Origin of the sequence: Microcoleus anatoxicus, assembly GCF_042465725.1 — a bacterium.
GTDB lineage: Bacteria > Cyanobacteriota > Cyanobacteriia > Cyanobacteriales > Microcoleaceae > Microcoleus > Microcoleus anatoxicus.
Map to the genome: position 1 here is coordinate 14,189 of NZ_CP120854.1, position 17,677 is coordinate 31,865.

A 17,677-nucleotide genomic window follows, 5' to 3' on the forward strand; every position below is an offset into this window, starting at 1 on the left:
ATTAACCCTCCGTCGTAGTCTTCTTACCGGTGAAGAAGCGCTCGACTCCGGCAGCTTGGAGATCCACCGACTCGTCATTTCCAACCGGGCGGTCTTCTCCGCCCCGTACCTCCAGCCAAACTTCATAAGATTGCGGGTCAACTCCAGCAAGCTCTTTCAGCTTCAGCCCGGTAATCAGCGGTATCCCCCACTCAAATTTCCGGCCGTCAATCACAAAACGGAAGGAGCGATCACTTCGCCAGGTGATAAACGCCTCTATACCCGGTTTCCGCAGATCGACCGTTTCATCAGGCCTGATCTCCTCAAGCTGCCCGTTCTGCAACCGCTGAAAGATGAGGTATTCATCAGATGGTCTCTTCCCTGCCGCGTCCAGAAGCTGAAGACCTGCAATCACTGGATCGTCCACTTCATAAGAAGTTTCATCAATCTGAATCCGATAATTTTTTGACGCAATCACAGTAACACTCCTTCATTAATTGCGAGAATGACTAGCAATTGCTAGCTCGCAATTACCAGGATTACACAAGTGACTTAAAATTGCAAGGTAGCAATGGGAGAGGGAGGATGGCTAAGGTAGAGTTCGATGTAGGGTCCTTTTACGCAGCGTTAGACAGCCAGCGACAATCGCAGCGCCTAACGTGGAAGCAGGTGGCAGCACAGTCTGAGGTAAGCGCATCCACTTTGACCCGTATGGCTCAAGGAAGGAGACCTGATGTGGATAGTCTGGCAGCACTGCTAAAATGGTCGGGATTGCAGGCTGAGTCCTTTGTCAAAGGAGTTCGGGATACTCGGACTGAATCAGACCCGCTTACTCAAATTACTGCGTACTTGCGGGCCGATCGCAATCTCACGCCAGAAGCAGCAGCAGCTCTCGAAGCCATTCTCAAAGCAGGTTACGAGCGTCTACGCAAGGATCGAATAGATTGATGAAAAAGCAGTTACGTCGCGGGTTCAAAACTGAAGCGGATGCTTATGCTAGGGAATTGAGAAAGGAACTGAGTCTCAGGTCTCATGACCCCCTTTGTCCTTGGAGATTGGCCCAACACTTAGAAATTCCCGTAGATCCCTTGTCCGCTTACAAATGCGAAATACCGGAAGATGTTGCCTACTTTATGGAAAAGGATCGGGAAAGCTTTTCGGCTGTCACCCTCGTTGACGGATACCGAAGGCGTATCATCCACAACGATTCGCACCCTCCCCTCCGACAGGCTTCAAATATCGCTCACGAACTCGGTCACGGCATCCTCGGTCACAGGCCTCTCCCTATATTCGATGAGTACGGCTGCCGCCACTTCGACGTGGAACAGGAGGATGAAGCGAATTGGTTGGGGCCAGCCCTGCTTATTTCAAAGGAAGCAGCCTTTCACATTGCTAAAACTAAGATGAGCGTGGTCGAAGCAAGTAAGGTTTATCAGGTTAGCGAGCAAGTTATCACCATGCGCCTCAATGTCAGTGGAACACGCAATATCTTTACCACCAAGTAATTGACAAAAATGAAAGACTTATTCCCCGGCTATTATTCCCCATCTGACGAAGAGTTTTCTGAGCTTTGGTCAAAATGTACTTTTATTTTTGATACTAATGTTATTTTAGATTTTTACGAACATCACAATGCAACGCGCGAAGACTTTTTTAAAGTTTTAGAATCTATAGAAGATCGTTTGTGGATTCCCCATCAAGTTGCACTTGAGTATCAGAAAAATAGAATTAACCGAATAAACAAAGCAGAGGATAATTTTTCTAAGGCTAAGAGTAAGTTAGATGAAATTACAAAAAATATTTCCGATACTTTTAAATCCAAATGTTTTCCTCCAGAATTAGTCCAAGAAATGACTGAGGATGTAAAGAAAGCTTTTAATACTTTTTGGGATAAACTAATACCTTGTAGAGAGGAGCTTGTTAAAGATGGGAAAGATTATATAAGAGATAAAATCACTGATTTATTCCGAGGACGTATTGGTGAATCACCTGCCAATCAAGAAGAGCTAAATCAAATATATTTAGAAGGCGAACAAAGGTACAGAATTTCTCGTCCCCCAGGTTTTGGTGATCAGAGCAAAAGTAAAAATAACGATAACCAGTATCTTTGGAAAGGATTAGTTTTTAAAAAAGAATATGGCGACTTGATTGTTTGGAAACAAATATTAAAACAAGTTAAGTTCAAGTCATTAACTCATATCATTTTTATTACCGGAGACAACAAAGAGGATTGGTGGAGAAGGGAGCATGGAAAAACAATTGGGCCGCGCCCAGAGTTAGTTGAAGAAATTTCAGAAGCTGGTGCTTCTATTTTTCATATGTATACACCAGATAATTTTTTACGATATGCTAAAGATTATCTACAACTTGAAATAGCAGAAAAATCTATACAGCAAGTTGAAGAAGTTTCTGTTTCAAATAGTTTGTCTGAACCAGAATTAGATGCTGATTTCTCCCGACAATCATCAGGTAGCGATCACTATGATTTGAGTAATATACAACGTTTAATGGCTGCAAGTAATTATGCAGTGAACAATGCCGCTAGTGCAGCCAGTATAGCCAGTATAGCCAGTATAGCCAGTGTAGTCAGTGCAGCCAGTGTAGTCAGTGCAGCCAGCATCGCTGCCAAACAATTATCAGTAACCAGTATAGCCAGCACCGCCAGCATGGTTCCTAAACAATTATCAGTTCTTGAGATGACGCAATTGACAAACATAGACCGATATGGATTGAGAAATATAACAACAAATCTGATGACAGAACATAAGCGGTTTATAAACTCGGTAAATCAAGTGGTTAATAATGATAATAATAGACTTATGGCGCAAATGGCGAAACAAGCAGCAATACCGAATCATCTTATGGCTTCAGTAAATAAAGTAGTCGAAAATAATAATAATCTATTGGCACAAATGGTGAAACAAGTAGTAATACCTAATATAAATCATCTGATGATCGAAAATGATGTGCAGGAAGATAACGATTCTTCAATGGATAGTAGCTCTTCAGAACAGTTAGAACCTTCTGAAGATTCTAGTTTCTGATTCTCTAGTGAGCCAATAAAATATCTGTTAATGTAAAATGTAATCTGAGCAGATGTTTTCTATTTAAAATCCTAATCTCTTTGTTTTGATGCACTTAGGATGGTTTGATTGGGTGCAGTGAATCCAAGCATTATCTACTAATTTATTCGGATCAATACTGTATTAGTTTTTGTTGCAAACTTCTTTGATAAGTTGATACTCCGCATCATATCTTGGCGTAAATGAAGGTTCCCACCACGCTCCTGCTTTTTTGACATCACCTTGTTGGTTGGTCAAAATATAGTTAGTTGGACGAATCATGGAGGTTGGACAGTAAACTCTAAAATCTGCTTTTAATCTATCTCCATCAGAATACACTAAAGTTGTTGAAGCAAGATATAGCTCTGGCCAATCGAGCAACTTAATCGAAATTTGAGAAGATGGGATAGGAGTTGGTTTGGGTAAAGTTACTTTTGGTGTCGGTTGAGAAATTGGTGATGGTTCTGGAGGAGTTGGTGTAGGTGGAGAAATTGGCGATGGTTGAGGTTGAGGTGTAACAGTCGGTGGTAGGTAATTAGGCGATGGTTGAGGTTGAAATGTAACTATCGGAGATGGAGGAATTGCCGATAATGGGTTCTATAAGAAATTACCACGGACTGCCAACAATAATAGACTAGAATGGCGCTGCTGACGAGTGAGTTTGGGGGGAATAGGATACGGTGTGCCTGATACAACATCTGCTCATCCCCGCAAAGAATTTGAAAAGATGCGGAAAGAGTCCAGATATTTACCTTCAGCAGCGTAGTATCCAGGAAGGTTCTACCTAAGCACTAAATTTGGGGTGTTACGCCGAATCATTCCGCCTTATCCATCCAATGCAGGATCTTAGGCGTAAATTTTTTGTCTATTAGTAGTTAGACCACTTCGATCGCTATTTAAAGAACCATTATTCGTACAAATTTGGAAAGCAAATTTATGATGTCAGCAAAGAGACCTTTAGAGCTCGATTACTCTCAACAAGATTCAACCTTAACGTTTGCTCCGCGTCCAGTAATTCACTCCAGTCAACAAGCGGGATGGAAAAATATCCATCTTGCACATTATCAACTGCCTGCAATTGACTTCCCTGAAATAACAGGTCTTCAGCACCTCATTTCGCTACCATCATGGAAGCAGCCAACGGAAGTAGAGATGGTAATTGATGGAAAGCGTTATCGATTTCAACATGACCAACAGGAAAAGGGGCATATTGAAATTTTTCCGGCTCATGTGCCGTTAAAAGTGAGATCGAGTCAGGTAGGGGAAACGACTCACTGCTATCTCGATCCTACATTTCTAGCTCATGCTGCCTACGAGTCTGCAAATCCAGAGCAAATTGAACTGAAGCCGACGCTATCAACGCCCGATCCGTTAGTCTGTCAAATTGTGTTAGCTCTGAAAACGGTATTAGAAACTGATGCAACAAATAGTTGCTTCTATGCGGAGTCAATGGCAACAGCTATGGCAGCACATTTTTTGAGAAACTACTCAACCCGCAAGCACATTCTACCAGAGTATGAAGGTGGCTTACCTAAATACAAACTGAAGCAAGCTCTTGACTACATGAATGTTCATCTAAGTGAGAACCTATCATTAGCCACCCTTGCAGATGAATTGCAGATTAGCCAGTACCATTTCTGTCGATTATTTAAGCAATCAACTGGAACGACTCCTCATGCGTACTTAATACAGCAGCGAGTCGAGCGATCGAAGCAATTACTGAAGCAGAGAGAACGCACGATCAATGACATTGCGATCGAGTGTGGTTTTGCCAATCCCAGCCATTTTGCTAAGCATTTTCGCAGATACACAGGCATTTCACCCAAGCAGTTTCGCATGATGTAGCAAGAATCTGTCCAAATCGCAAGGAAGTGTTCGACTTGAATCAGTAGAACTGCTTGAATTTATTTATGTGTAAGTAAGTAGGCGCTGTAAAACGCAACCATGTAAACGATTGTAAAGTATCCAAATCCCCTAAACGTAAGTGATTTAGCCCTGTTTACATACTGTTACGTAGGGCTTGCTGAATAATTGATCGCAAACTAAGAACAGGAGCGATCGATATATTAAAGCAGAGTTAAATATAAGTTGTTTCGGCATTGATTCCACCCAGTTATAATTGTAGATTATATTCAAGCCAACAACAGGTGTTCTTTTTCCAAATAGACATAAAAACACACAAAAAACCCGGCGCCACCAGGTAGCAAGGTTCATTACCAAAAAAGTAATTGCAATAACTGTACCAGATGTATTATCAAGTTTTGCCATCACTCGATTGAGACCGAATCTTCGTTTTCCTTGCCCAAACTTGCCCTCAATGGCATTTCTAATCCTCTCATCTTCCCACGCTTGCCTCTTTTTTAATTTACTCACATTTGCTGGCGGTCTTCCTAATGGCGGTCCACTCAGCCTAATGCCTTTTTCTTTACACCATGCTCGGTTTTCCCGATTTCGGTAAATGCGATCTGCATGAACTGACTCTGGATAATATCCTGTGAACCTATGATATGCTTCTACTTGGGCTTTTAAGTAAAGAGATTCGTTAAAGTTGTCCCAGCTCATCCGGTCTAAAAATACATATCCTTCAAAGCAGCTCGCTGATAGTTTGGCTCCAAACTCTACATTTTTCCCTGCTTTTCCTCTGACAATAGGACGAATGTGGGGTTGACTTAAACTTACTATTCTATCCTCAATGCTCTGTTTATTGTTATCAAATAACCACTGTTGTTGGCGAGTGACTTCTGTGAGGACTAGCAAGGTTTTATATTGCTGTTTGTTCAAACTTTCTAGGGTCGCACCTGAATCAATTAACTGTTCAATATGAGCTAGGTTTCTTTTGATATATTGAAGTTGTTTTTTAATTGCCTGTCTTTTTTTGTTGCGGGTAGGTCGTCTTTGTTTCGCGATTAATAAGTAATCTTTTCTGGCTAGATTACGGTAGGTTCTTGGTTTTTTAGTGGTTTTTTCTTTAATTTGTTTATACAGAATGTCTAGGATTTTTTCGGTATGAACTCTGGCTCTATTTAATAGTCCTAAGTCGGTCGGATAACTAATGTCTGCTGGGGCGCAGGTTGCATCTATGATTAGTTTCCCGCGATTAGAGGACTCATTTTTGGCGTCCGAATCCTTTTTTTTTTCGGGTTTGACAGGCGTGATTTCTCGCATTTTTTCTACCATGCGTTCATTCACTTTATTAATTAGGTTCGGACTGATTCGTTGCCGGAAGTGAACTAATAGTGACGGGTCAAATGGTAGTTCATTGCTGTAGCTTGATTGACCGATGAAGTATTGTAGGTAGGGGTTTTCCCGGATCTGTTCTACTGTTTCACGATCACTAACTCCCAACTTTTCTTTGATAATTAATGCCCCCAATGCCATCCGAAAGGATTTGGCTGGTGCCCCTTTTTCTCTGGGGAAGTTTTTAGCATATTCTGTTTCAAATTCTGACCACGGGATTAGTTCTGCCATTTTTACCCAACGGTTAAGGAGTGACAATTTTCCACATGAGGGGAGTTCAAAGTCGGAAGGTGAGGGAGTAGCAAGCTCAGCTTTTTTGTACACGATCGCAGGTGGTGATGCACGGGTTTTGACCTATTTTACCTGTTAATCTTGCACTTTTTTCTCGATCGCGCGATCGAAAACCCAGACCACGCAATATGCGAGCGATTATTCAGCAAACCCTACGTAGTTCGGTTTAATCCCGCCTACCTACTTAATTTAGTAATTAGAGTCTAGGAATAAAGGTATGAAGAGGTCCATTTTATCCATTGTACTAATAGGTTTTACGACATTACTGAGCCTTCAGTCTCCAGCTAATGCAGGTGACCAAATTAACATTGTTAATGGTTATATTGTGTATGCAAATGCTGGACGATGGGTTCCCTTCCGATGGGGTGATGGTAGTAATATGAAGGCTAAAAGTTTTGGGGCTACTTCAACTCAGAAGGGTACAACTTTTATAGTGGCTATCGGTGGAGACGGTACTTTACTCTTTAGAATTGGGGCTGCATCCCGTGACTTCTTTAATGGACAAGCTGAGGCATTTACGTGGAACACTAATGAGAAAGACCGTCGTATGAAAGCACAACAAGTGCTTGGTGTCTCCTCATTGGGTGGCGATAACGTGAGAGTTGTTGTGGCTGGGGGCAATGGGAACCAGTGTACGCTGGATGCAAATATTTATGACATCTACAAAACTAATGCAGGATGGTGGGACTGTCTTTAGTTTCTGCTTTCGTAACTAGGATTGTCTAAGTAACTTTGCATCAGTGTGATTGCCTCATTCACTAACTGTTGTTGCTGTGCCCATTCTTCACTGGTGAAGTGTTCGGGACAAATCGCCTGATTTATCTGCTGCTGCACCCGATCGCCCTCAACACAACCTCGCCACCAATGAAGTTTTGCCTCCAACAACATCCAACAACTTGCTTGTCACCGCGTCAAGCAAGGCAGTTTTTTATCATCGTCCAGGTTGTCCTTTCGTCCCAGTCCAAACTCGTGCAATCAGGTAGGGTGGTTGTCCGACATCGGATTTACCTGTAAAAATCGAACTGCGATGGAGTTGGTTGACTGCAACATACAGCCAAGAATCTGAACCAAAGCGAACATTATCGGGAAACAAAAAGCGCTCGTCTTGGACTAATCGAGAGAGCTTCCCATCCTTGCTTAAGACATCAATAGCGTTATCCCGTAAATTAGTAATAAAGTGATTGCCTTCTGCATCGGTACTGATACCATCTGAAACGGGTTTTTTTCCAACAACTTTAATCGCTTGACCGATTTCTGTGTTTGTTGCTTTCTCTCGAAAAAGTTGGGCGGGTACAGAATACAAAGTCTCGCCATTCATTGCGCCATAGTAGATTGTTTCGCCATCTGCCGAAAGTGTAATTGGGTTAATCGGCACTCGTGCATTTTGCATTGTACCGTCAGGTCTGGGGAACTTCAGTGTTTGACCTTCAACAACCAAATCAACATTCTCAGCATTGAGTGAAGGATGATTGGTAAAACGATGTGCCGTTTTGTTATTGATGTCTACGACTACGATTGCAGGTGTCGCTCCACAGTCTGCAATGTACGCAAATCCTTGTTCGGCATCTACTGCAATATCTTGCATGATGCCCGATAGCGGGCCGATTTCTTCTGGGAAATCCATGCGGAAGACTTGTTTGCGAGTATTGATATCAAAGGCAACGAGTTTTGGTTGTTGGGGCTTACCATTGTTGGGCATCCAGTTACCGTGATCTGTCACCCACAGGCGATCCTGGGAATCAATCGCAACCCCATGAGCCGTATTCAGAACATTGCTTCCACTACCTGGCTTGGCATTCCATTCTTGGTTGGGAAAAGATTCCCAATTGTTCTTACCGGGTTTGATTTCAATTAATTGTGCCGGTCCGCGCCGCATTCCATGAACGCTGGCAAACATTCGTCCATCTCGCGATGCCGTTACGTTTCCTGGGGTGATGTCCAATTCTGCAACAATTTCGGTTTTTCCGACCCCGGGAGAGGCACTAGGAGAAGTCTGGACAACAGGAATTGCGGTTGGAGAGGTTGATGATTGCTGTGTTGGATTCGTCTCTCTAGAACAAGCAGAAACAATCAGAGTTGTCGTGCACGTTAGCATCCAGATAATTTTTGAGGTGCGTTTCATACTAGAATCCTTGAAAAATAGGGGTTGAATTTAATTAAGTTTAGAGGCTAAGCGTCAAAACTTTTTCTACATCTTCGAGTCCAATATTAGAGTATTCACCTAATGCGACTGAACCGCGATTTTTCATGTGTTGGCAGATTTCAGATATCTGTTCGGAATGAAGCCTATAATTCGCTAAACAAGTGGACACACCCACAGATTCAAAGAAACTTTTTGTGTTGACAATCGCAGTATCAATACGTTGGTTCTCATTGCCATCAGTGATATTCCAAATGCGTTCCGCATACTGCAATAATTTTTCTCGCTTTGCCGCTCGTTTAAACTGCATCATGCTCGGAAGAATAACTGCCAACGATTGAGCATGAGCCAGTCCATACAGCGCAGTCAGCTCATGTCCAATTTCATGAGTTGACCAATCTTGTGGCACTCCAACTCCAATCAAGCCGTTCAGCGCCATCGTTGCACACCACATTACATTTGCCCGCGCATCATAATCGGTTGAATTTTTCAAGGTTTTCGGACCTTCTTCGATTAATGTTTTGAGAATAGCCTCAGCCATTCGATCTTGCAATGGAGCATTCACCGGATACGTTAAATATTGCTCGATTGTGTGAGTAAAAGCATCGACAATGCCATTGCTAATTTGCCACGGCGGTAGTGAGAAGGTGGTGGTTGGATCTAGCACTGAAAATTGAGGATAGACTGATGGACTGAACCCAACCAGCTTTTCCTGCGTTGCTGCCTTAGTCACAACAAAGAAGGCATTCATTTCTGAACCCGTTGCAGGCAGTGTCATTACCGCTCCCAATGGCAGAGCGTGAAGTATCGGCGCTTGCTTGGCAAGAATATCCCAAGGGTCGCCTTCAAACGATGATGCGGCTGCAATAAATTTTGTGCCGTCGAGAACTGAACCACCGCCGACTGCCAGTAAGAAATCAATGCGTTCAGTTCGTACCAAATCGATGGCTTCGATCAGCGTTTCCAAGCAAGGATTAGGTTCAATCCCTCTAAATTCAAATACGATATGCTTGGCCAGTGCTTGTTTAACCTGCTTGTAAACGCCATTCTGCTGAATGCTGCCACCACCGTAAATCATCAAAACTCTGGCATTTACAGGAATTTCAGCAGCAATGCTGGCAATTTGATTTTTGCCAAACAGAATTTTTACCGGATTTTGAAATATAAAATTCTGCACAATTGTTCTCCTTCAAGTGCTTTTTGCATTTATGTTCAGCGACAAGTTATTGCCCCAATGATTTTTTTATTCAAGAATTTTTGACTGACCGAAGAATTACCTAAAAAATGAAATCATTGAGTGTTGCTAAATACTTAAAATCTAGGGTTTCAAAAGTTCAACCATTTGTTGCGCGACACCAGTGGCGGAGGCGGGATTCTGTCCGGTTACTAATCTACCGCTGACGACGACATGTGCCTGAAAATTAGGAGCTTCAGTGTGCTTTGCACCGCGTTCAACCAGTTTCGATTCCAACAAAAAAGGCATAGTTTGCGTGAGTCCGACTGCGGCTTCCTCTTCATTTGTAAATGCCGCAACGGTTTTGCCTGCAACAAGATACGATCCGTTTGCCAGCCGAACATTTACCAGTCCTGCTGGACCGTGACACACTGCTCCAACAATACCCCCTTGGTCGTATATTGCTGCTGTCAGTTTTGCGAGTCCTCGATCGAGAGGAAAATCCCACATTGTGCCATGCCCGCCTGCAAACAGAATAGCTTTGTACTCAGCCGGGTTAACTTCTTGTGGAGCTAATGTATCGTTGACCTCTGCCATAACTGTAGGATTCTCAACAAACTGGCGATTGATCGGATCGTCGAGCTTAAGACTGGAAGGATCGATCGTGGCATTGGCTCCTGTTGGACTGACGAAATCGACTTCATATCCCGCTTGCGCGAACAGTGCATAGGGATGTGCTGCTTCACTTAGATAAAAGCCAGTTTTCTTGCCTGTATCGCCTAAGCGATCGTGATTTGTTAGGACAATCAAAACCTTATTCGGCTGATTTGAGGTCAAAGAAGTAACTGGTTTAGCATTGGCTTGAATAAAGACACCCAGCGCGCTCAAACCCAGTAAAGTCTGTATGACTATCTTGCCGTTAAACATTATTATTTTTCTCCTTATGACAGAGTTATAGTTGTGATTTCACCGCTAAAAACTAGAACGTGGAGCGAGGAATTATTCCTACATCTTCCAGAGCAGTTTGAATTGATCGGGTTATCCAAAGACTATCAACTCATCACACTGCGTACAACCTGATATTGTCAGAAAATGTCAGATAAATGTCTGAACCTGGAAAAAAAAATACTGGGTTATTTATTTATTTATTTTGCGTTGTCCACATGGGAATGTGATGTATTACCGATCGACACAATCAGGACTTGACAAATTATTGATAAATAAAGTATTATTGTATAAGTTGTCAAAAACAAAGTGGCTCTCCCGCAATGGTGATAACGCAAGGTTATAATCTAGCTGCATCAAAGTTTGATGCGATTTCACCTTTGACAATTTTGTGCCGATCGATACAATTTTCACAATCAATCCAAGAAAAACAACAAAGTTAATGCGACTTGATTGAATCTTCAAGAGTTAGTTGACCTGTGAGTGTAAACTTGAGTGGTAATACCTGTGCTGACTACAAATGCTTCAGAGATGCTAGACAAACTGCTAGAATTAGGTTCGTTAACGGATCTACAAAACACGGTTCTTCAGAAAGCTTGGTCTGGGAAGACCTACCCGGAAATAGCAGAAGACCTCGGATATGATGCAGGCTATGTTAGAGATGTTGGTGCAAAACTCTGGCGGGTTCTCTCTGATACACTCAGTCTAGAAATCAACAAGACCAATTTTCGTTCTCAAATTAAGCGGTATTTTCAAACAGCAGAAACAAATGAACCTGTGAAGCTGATTGCTTCACCAACGCACAATTGGGCCACTTCTTCTATTCACATAGCAGAATCGTCGCAGGTATCTTCATCGCTCGCATTACCATTTTCACTGTATGACGAATCAATTGGTCGAGAGCAAGAACAAATTGAGCTAACGGACTGGATTGAGCATCAACACTGTCGTTTGCTCGTCATTCAGGGTATGGGTGGAATTGGCAAAACAACGCTGACACAACATTTAGCTCGAACCCTTGGACCTAAATTTGAGCGGGTGATTTGGCGTTCCCTGCATAACGCTTCCCCAGTCAGTGAAATGATTGCGGATATTCTGGGTACTCTTGGACATTTAGATGACGAGATTCGCTGGGAAGAGGATCTGAATCACAGCCTGACCATATTACTCTCTTACCTTCAGCAGCATCGGTGCCTTTTGATTCTTGACAATTTAGAAACGATTCTCCGCAGTCACGAACGTACAGGGGATTATCGTGAAGGATATGAAGAATACGATCTGCTGTTCGCTCGTGTGGCTCAATTATCCCACCAAAGTTGTCTAATTATTACGAGTCGAGAAAAACCAAAAACAATTTCTACCTACGAAAAACAGAATAAGCAAGTTCGGTCAATAACGTTGAGAGGTCTTTCGACGCAAGCGGCACAGCAGATGTTGGTCAGTTATGGTTTTTCCTGCAATGATTCCGAAGATTGGGAGCAGTTTGTAAATCATTACGCTGGCAATCCACTTGCACTCAAACTTATATCTACCAGTGTGCGCGGGCTCTTCGAGAGCGATCTGGCCGAGTTTCGGAAACTACTGGTTCAGGGTATAGCAATTTCAGACGATCTAGATGATTTAATCGAACGGCAATTTAGTCGTTTGTCGCTGCCTGAAAAAGAACTTATGTACTGGTTCGCGAGTCAGTGCGAAACATTGACTTATGCTCAACTCAATAATCTGCTCCTCAATTCAGTTGCCCGAACCGAATTACCTCGGACATTGGAACGACTCAAGCGACGATCTTTATTAGAAGATATTCAGGGTCGATTTAGCCTCCAACCGATGATTGCAGAGTACGCGATGGGACGGCTGATTCAAGAACTTTGCCAAGAGATAGCAAGTGGCGCATTCGACTATTTTAATCGACTACCACTTGTGAATACTGAAGCAACGGATTATGTCCGCAGCGCTCAAGTGCGACAATTAGTTCAACCGTTGGTTAACTACCTCGTAGAACGATTTAGCACGCGACTACAATTGGAACAGCGAATTGAGCAGTTGAAAGATATGTTACAAAAGCTCGAACCTAGTCAGAAGTATTCGGGCTACGCAGGCGGTAATTTGTTGAATTTGCTAAGTTTAATGGATGCCGATTTAAGCAATCGCGATTTTTCTAATTTGACAATTCGACACGCTTACTTTGCGGGCAAACAGTTACATGGTATCAATTTACAAGGTTGTACGTTTGCAAACTCAGTTTTTTCGGAAACGTTTGGGAGTGTTTTCTGTGTTGCCATCAGCCCGGATGGAACAATGGTTGCTGCTGGAACGACTAGCAATGACATCCACATTTGGAAGTCGCCAAGTACAAACTCGGTAGCGGTTCTGCGCGGCCATCAAGGATGGATCAGGTCGATCTCCTGGAGCCCGGATGGTCAGTCCCTCGTAAGTGCCAGTCAGGATCGAACCTTACGTCTCTGGAGCATTATGACCGGAGAATGTTGGATGATTCTATCCACTGCGCCCGCTGCTGAAGCGACCGTTACCTTTAGTCCTGACGGTCAATTTTTAGCGAGCAGTGGAGATGATGCTGCATTGCGTTTGTGGAATGTTTCTACAGGGCATTGTCAGCGGACAATCGACCGTGCTCATGAAGCCGGAATTACCTCACTAAGCTTCACACCGGATGGAACGCGACTAATTAGCACGGGGAAGGATAATGTCATCAAAATCTGGCGGTTCTCTGACCTATCGAGGCTGAGTACGTTAGTCGGACATACTGGAAGTGTTTTGTGCAGCCAAGTCAGCCCAGATGGAGCTATCTTAGCAACTGGAAGCGATGATTGTAGTGTACGTCTCTGGAATCTTGAGACAGATGAGTGTTTGGCGGTTTTGACTGGACATACCCGTTGCGTGTGGACGGTTAGTTTTAGCCCGGATGGACAATATCTTGTGAGTGGAGGACATGACTACAGTATGCGTCTTTGGGATGTATCAACCCGACAATGCTTAAGGCTAATTCGCGGACATACCAGCTTTGTTTGGTCAGTTGTTTTTAGTCCCGATGGAAAATTTTTGATTAGTGGCGGACACGATCAGACATTGCGGTGGTGGGAGTTTTCCGAAGGACGACCGTTTAAAACGCTTCAAGGTTACAGTAATGGAATCCAGTCGATCGCCGCAAGTTCTACGACAAATCTTGTTGTGAGCGGCGGACGCGATTCTCACCTGCAATTTTGGGATTCTGAAACGGGTGAACTACTACAAACTCTCACACCACACAGCGGTTGGATTCGCTCGCTCATATTTAGCCCAGACGGCTGCTTGATCGCGAGTGCAAGCGAAGATTTATCGATTCAAGTGTATTGCACCAAAACCAGGCATAAACTTCAAAGGTTTCTGGGTCATGGTTGCTGGATTTGGTCAGTTGCTTTTAGCCCAGATACAACGGTTTTAGCCAGCGCGAGTGAAGACAAAACGATTCGTCTCTGGAGCCTTCAGTCTGGGCAATGCTTGGGTATTCTTCAAGGACATACAAATAGTGTGCGGTCGGTCTCATTTAGTCCCAATCACCGTTTTTTAGCAAGTGGCAGTCTAGATGGAACAGTTCGTATTTGGCAATTAGAAACGCAACAGCTTGTTCAGACAATTCAGACAGGTTGCGTTCACGCAATTGCCTTCAGTGTAGATGGACAATACTTGGCTTATGGTAATGAGACTGGACTCATTTGTCTTTGTGATGCGACGACTAGAGAAAACATTGCACTTCTGCAAGGACATACTAATCGCATTAGCTCGCTCGCGTTTAGTGCCGATGGTCAGTTATTACTCAGCGGTAGCGATGACCGTACTGCAAAATTATGGCAGGTGAACGATCGAGTGTGTTTTAAAACCCTAAGTGGTCATCAAGATGCAGTAACAGCGGTCGCTTTTTGTACTAATGCGGAGACTGTAATTACGGGAAACCTTGATGCGACGCTACGAATTTGGTCAATCAAAAACGGTACTACTTTACAAACGATACCAGTTATTCGACCTTATGAAATGATGAATATTGCCGATGTTTCAGGCTTAACCACAACTCAAAAATCCAAGCTCAAAACGCTTGGTGCAATGGTCGTTGGTTCCTTATTGCCAATTGCTACCGTGACTGACAATTAGCGGAGAGCATTAGCTAAGCAGACGGGAATCCCTCACCAAATCAAAGATTATGGTGAGGGAGTATGTCACTAATACCAATTCTGTATGAATTTTAGTAAACGTAGAGCGCTAAGATATTAGGTTAGTGCTTTGATTTTGACTTCTCCGAACGAAATAGCAAAATAGAAGCAATCGCAGCGAATACCATAACGCTACCAAAAACTAATAGAGCAGGAGTAAATCCGAAGCGCAGGATTTCACCAAATACAAATCCGCCCGTACCGAAGCCGATAAATAGCGTAAACACGTTCAACCCCATTGCTTGCCCTGGTCTTTCCGAACCCAGATTAGTGACAATTCCAGCCAGCAGCGGTTGCGTCAAGTCGTAGCCGAGGGACAAAGCAGTCGCAGCAAGGGTTGCGATAATCGGCGGAACATTCGCAATTAAGACCAGCGGGGCAATTGCAGCGATCGCGAAACCGATTGGTAATATCTGATTGCGCCCCCACCGATCTGCTACCCTTCCGATAATCGGGCCGAATATAATTCCCGGAATCCCGTATCCCAGCAGAGCCATCCCGATTTGGGTTTCGTTGAACCCGTACCGCTGAGACAAGTAAAGTCCCAACCAGGTAAAGATACCGGAGTGAAAAATCCCGTTCAGAAACACGTAACCGTAAGTTCTAGCGCCCCGGCGCGATGTCAGCAGTTCTTTGTATCCCGCCAGCAGATTTTTTAAGTGAAAAGGAACCTTTGATTTGGTACTTGTAATTGAGCGGCGCTGTTTCCACAAGATGTAAAACAATACGCCAGCAACAATACCGACACCCACAAACAATCCTTGCCAACCGACCGCAGGTAGCAAAATGGCACCAAAACTAGACCCCAAAGCCATACCGCCGGCCATCGCACCAAATATCCACCCCAAAGGGCGACCGCGCTGCGAGTAGGGGTACAGTTCTCCAATCAAAGTTAAAATTTGTGGAATAGTACCGCTAGCGCTCAGTCCAGTCACAAGTCGCCATCCAATTAGTTGAGTTGCCGACTGAGCAGTTGCGCTCAACAAAGTTAATACCATCATTGCGAATAATGATATTAGCATCACCGATTTTCGACCAACTTTATCTGCCACCAACCCAAAAAGTAGCGAGGTAATTCCGTAGGGAATCATGTAAGCCGGAATCAGTAATCCAATGATTTGGTTGCCAACTCGAAACTCTTCCGCTAAATGGGGAATGATTGGCGCAACCATGTAGGCTTGAAAGAAAATGAGAACGGTTGCCGCGCTGAGAGTCCATAACAGGCGCTCTCGCTTGTCCGATTCTCTAACTGATAAGCTGCTACTAATTTCCATTTTGTTCTCCAGTTGAAGTAAGTAAATGTTTGAAGTCAAAAGTCAAGCAATTTTCTACCAAGAGTTAGTATTAGGCATCGAAACCCAAGGTTCTTGAGGTGGCAAAGCCTCATTTTGTTGCAGCAGCTCAATGGAGATGCCGTTCGGGTCTTTGACAAATGCCATGAACCCATCGCGAGGCGGGCGATGAATGGTGATACCGTGAGATTTGAGAGTTTCGCACGTTTCGTAAATGTTCTCGATTCGATAAGCGAGATGACCAAAATTGTCGCCCTTCTCGTATGTTCTATCGCCCCAATTATGCGTGAGTTCGATTTCGGGTTCGCCCGGGTCTGTTGCTAAAAAATAAAGAGTGTACTGCCCGCTTGGGTAGTCTTTTTGGCGGAGGAGTTTCAACCCTAATAGTTCGTAAAACCGCAATGTTAGCTCCACATTTTCTATCCGAATCATGCAGTGTAGAAATTTCATACCGTCTCCTCCTTAAAACTCTTAGACATGGCACTTATTAAATCGGGCAACTGCTCTAAAGAAAACGCAGCAACCTGATGTTGGCGCGCCAGTTCCCAATGGTGTTCGGCTTGGTAGCCCCATATAGCCCAATAAGCGCTGTAACCTGCTTGCTTGACATCAATCACATTGATAATGTTGTCATCTAGGAAAAAGATTTCATCGGGACGAACGCTATGCTCTAGTTGGATTGCTTTTAGGGCTGCTGGTTTATTGCGTTGCTCTCCAAAAACTTGATGGGGGTCTAGCTTGATTCCGGTTTTTGCCAAAATCTTGATAATCGAATCGCTATCCTTAGCCGAAACGATATAAAGGGGAGCATCCAATCCCTTAAGAAACGATTGAATGTTTGGGTAGAGCGTATGTTGTTCTAACCACAACAATTCTCGCTCTTGTCTCGCCTTTGTCCGGTACTCGTTCACTGAGGCTACAAAAATTTCGACTTCAATCGGGTCTAAGGATAAATAAAGCCGCTCGTAATCCTCTTGCGTCCGAATTGGTGTATCCATGTCGAAAATTGCCACGGCAAAATGTCCTAAATGTTTGGCAAATTTTCGGCAGTGAGTAAACCGTTTTATAAAGGTAGCTGGGATGTTAGCTAATCCTTCCAGGCTGAAATCTTTGACCTCTAAATCATAGTAACCATTCCAAGTAACTAGAAGGCATTCGTTCAGTCCATCAGCAATTACGCCATCAAAATCCAATGCAAATATTTTTTGTAGACCTTGCATTTGTGTTGCCATTCCTTTTTTACTTTCATTTTCAGGTGTGTTTTGGGTTAAGTCAAAACTGAGAAGTGACTTAACCCAAACAATTAATCAGTCGCGAAATTACGCAGTCTTTTTGTGAGTTCAGCATTGATT

16 protein-coding genes are annotated in these 17,677 nt (G+C 43.5%); 6 read left to right on the top strand and 10 right to left on the bottom strand.

What is annotated here, in order from left to right; genetic code table 11:
• Position 1: 1 nt before the first annotated feature.
• A complete protein-coding gene (locus tag P2A85_RS29005; RefSeq protein ID WP_377482071.1) occupies positions 2 to 457 on the bottom strand; it encodes a multiubiquitin domain-containing protein in 456 nt (151 codons plus the stop codon).
• Between the two features lie 107 nt (positions 458 to 564).
• Here P2A85_RS29005 and P2A85_RS29010 point away from each other — a divergent pair, with 107 nt between their 5' ends.
• The 3 genes from P2A85_RS29010 to P2A85_RS29020 are packed head-to-tail and all read left to right on the top strand — an operon-like array spanning position 565 to position 3,023.
• Complete coding sequence (locus tag P2A85_RS29010; protein WP_377482074.1) at positions 565 to 927, top strand: helix-turn-helix domain-containing protein; 363 nt, start codon at positions 565 to 567, stop codon at positions 925 to 927.
• Positions 927 to 1,484: an ImmA/IrrE family metallo-endopeptidase gene (locus P2A85_RS29015; RefSeq protein WP_377482076.1), complete on the top strand. Its 558-nt coding sequence runs from the start codon at positions 927 to 929 to the stop codon at positions 1,482 to 1,484. Before P2A85_RS29010 ends, P2A85_RS29015 begins: the two co-directional genes overlap by 1 nt.
• A gap of 9 nt (positions 1,485 to 1,493) precedes the next feature.
• The gene (locus tag P2A85_RS29020) at positions 1,494 to 3,023 is read left to right on the top strand and encodes a PIN domain-containing protein (RefSeq protein WP_377482079.1); all 1,530 of its coding nucleotides are present in this window, start codon (positions 1,494 to 1,496) and stop codon (positions 3,021 to 3,023) included.
• A gap of 162 nt (positions 3,024 to 3,185) precedes the next feature.
• Here P2A85_RS29020 and P2A85_RS29025 read toward each other — a convergent pair whose 3' ends face one another.
• On the bottom strand, positions 3,186 to 3,323 hold the full coding sequence (locus tag P2A85_RS29025; protein WP_377482082.1) for a hypothetical protein: 138 nt from the start codon (positions 3,321 to 3,323) through the stop codon (positions 3,186 to 3,188).
• A 657-nt stretch (positions 3,324 to 3,980) separates the two neighbouring features.
• On the opposite strand from P2A85_RS29025, the gene P2A85_RS29030 reads away from it, so the two are divergent.
• Positions 3,981 to 4,886 (top strand): AraC family transcriptional regulator, encoded by a 906-nt coding sequence (locus P2A85_RS29030; RefSeq protein WP_377482231.1) that lies wholly within the window; start codon positions 3,981 to 3,983, stop codon positions 4,884 to 4,886.
• A gap of 144 nt (positions 4,887 to 5,030) precedes the next feature.
• Here the strand turns inward: P2A85_RS29030 and P2A85_RS29035 are convergent, their stop codons facing one another.
• Entirely contained in the window at positions 5,031 to 6,602 is a 1,572-nt protein-coding gene (locus tag P2A85_RS29035) for an IS5 family transposase (protein ID WP_377482085.1), read from the bottom strand.
• Between the two features lie 184 nt (positions 6,603 to 6,786).
• Between P2A85_RS29035 and P2A85_RS29040 the strand changes: the two genes are divergently transcribed.
• Positions 6,787 to 7,266, top strand: a complete 480-nt coding sequence (locus tag P2A85_RS29040; RefSeq protein WP_377482088.1) for a hypothetical protein — start codon at positions 6,787 to 6,789, stop codon at positions 7,264 to 7,266.
• Here the strand turns inward: P2A85_RS29040 and P2A85_RS29045 are convergent.
• From P2A85_RS29045 to P2A85_RS29060, 4 genes are all read right to left on the bottom strand, one after another.
• Positions 7,263 to 7,457, bottom strand: a complete 195-nt coding sequence (locus P2A85_RS29045) for a hypothetical protein (protein ID WP_377482091.1) — start codon at positions 7,455 to 7,457, stop codon at positions 7,263 to 7,265. The genes P2A85_RS29040 and P2A85_RS29045 overlap by 4 nt on opposite strands.
• A gap of 43 nt (positions 7,458 to 7,500) precedes the next feature.
• A complete protein-coding gene (locus P2A85_RS29050) occupies positions 7,501 to 8,691 on the bottom strand; it encodes an L-dopachrome tautomerase-related protein (protein ID WP_377482094.1) in 1,191 nt (396 codons plus the stop codon).
• A gap of 40 nt (positions 8,692 to 8,731) precedes the next feature.
• The gene (locus tag P2A85_RS29055; protein ID WP_377482097.1) at positions 8,732 to 9,886 is read right to left on the bottom strand and encodes an iron-containing alcohol dehydrogenase; all 1,155 of its coding nucleotides are present in this window, start codon (positions 9,884 to 9,886) and stop codon (positions 8,732 to 8,734) included.
• A gap of 141 nt (positions 9,887 to 10,027) precedes the next feature.
• Positions 10,028 to 10,810, bottom strand: coding sequence for a type 1 glutamine amidotransferase domain-containing protein (locus P2A85_RS29060; protein ID WP_377482100.1), 783 nt, complete (start codon positions 10,808 to 10,810; stop codon positions 10,028 to 10,030).
• A 525-nt stretch (positions 10,811 to 11,335) separates the two neighbouring features.
• On the opposite strand from P2A85_RS29060, the gene P2A85_RS29065 reads away from it, so the two are divergent.
• Positions 11,336 to 14,974, top strand: a complete 3,639-nt coding sequence (locus tag P2A85_RS29065; protein ID WP_377482103.1) for an NB-ARC domain-containing protein — start codon at positions 11,336 to 11,338, stop codon at positions 14,972 to 14,974.
• Positions 14,975 to 15,095: 121 nt separating this feature from the next.
• On the opposite strand, the gene P2A85_RS29070 is transcribed toward P2A85_RS29065, so the two are convergent.
• The 3 genes from P2A85_RS29070 to P2A85_RS29080 are packed head-to-tail and all read right to left on the bottom strand — an operon-like array spanning position 15,096 to position 17,557.
• On the bottom strand, positions 15,096 to 16,307 hold the full coding sequence (locus P2A85_RS29070) for an MFS transporter (RefSeq protein ID WP_377482106.1): 1,212 nt from the start codon (positions 16,305 to 16,307) through the stop codon (positions 15,096 to 15,098).
• Between the two features lie 54 nt (positions 16,308 to 16,361).
• Entirely contained in the window at positions 16,362 to 16,775 is a 414-nt protein-coding gene (locus P2A85_RS29075; RefSeq protein ID WP_377482109.1) for a VOC family protein, read from the bottom strand.
• Positions 16,772 to 17,557, bottom strand: a complete 786-nt coding sequence (locus tag P2A85_RS29080) for an HAD family hydrolase (RefSeq protein ID WP_377482112.1) — start codon at positions 17,555 to 17,557, stop codon at positions 16,772 to 16,774. The genes P2A85_RS29075 and P2A85_RS29080 overlap by 4 nt, the downstream gene beginning before the upstream one ends.
• Between the last annotated feature and the right edge of the window lie 120 nt (positions 17,558 to 17,677).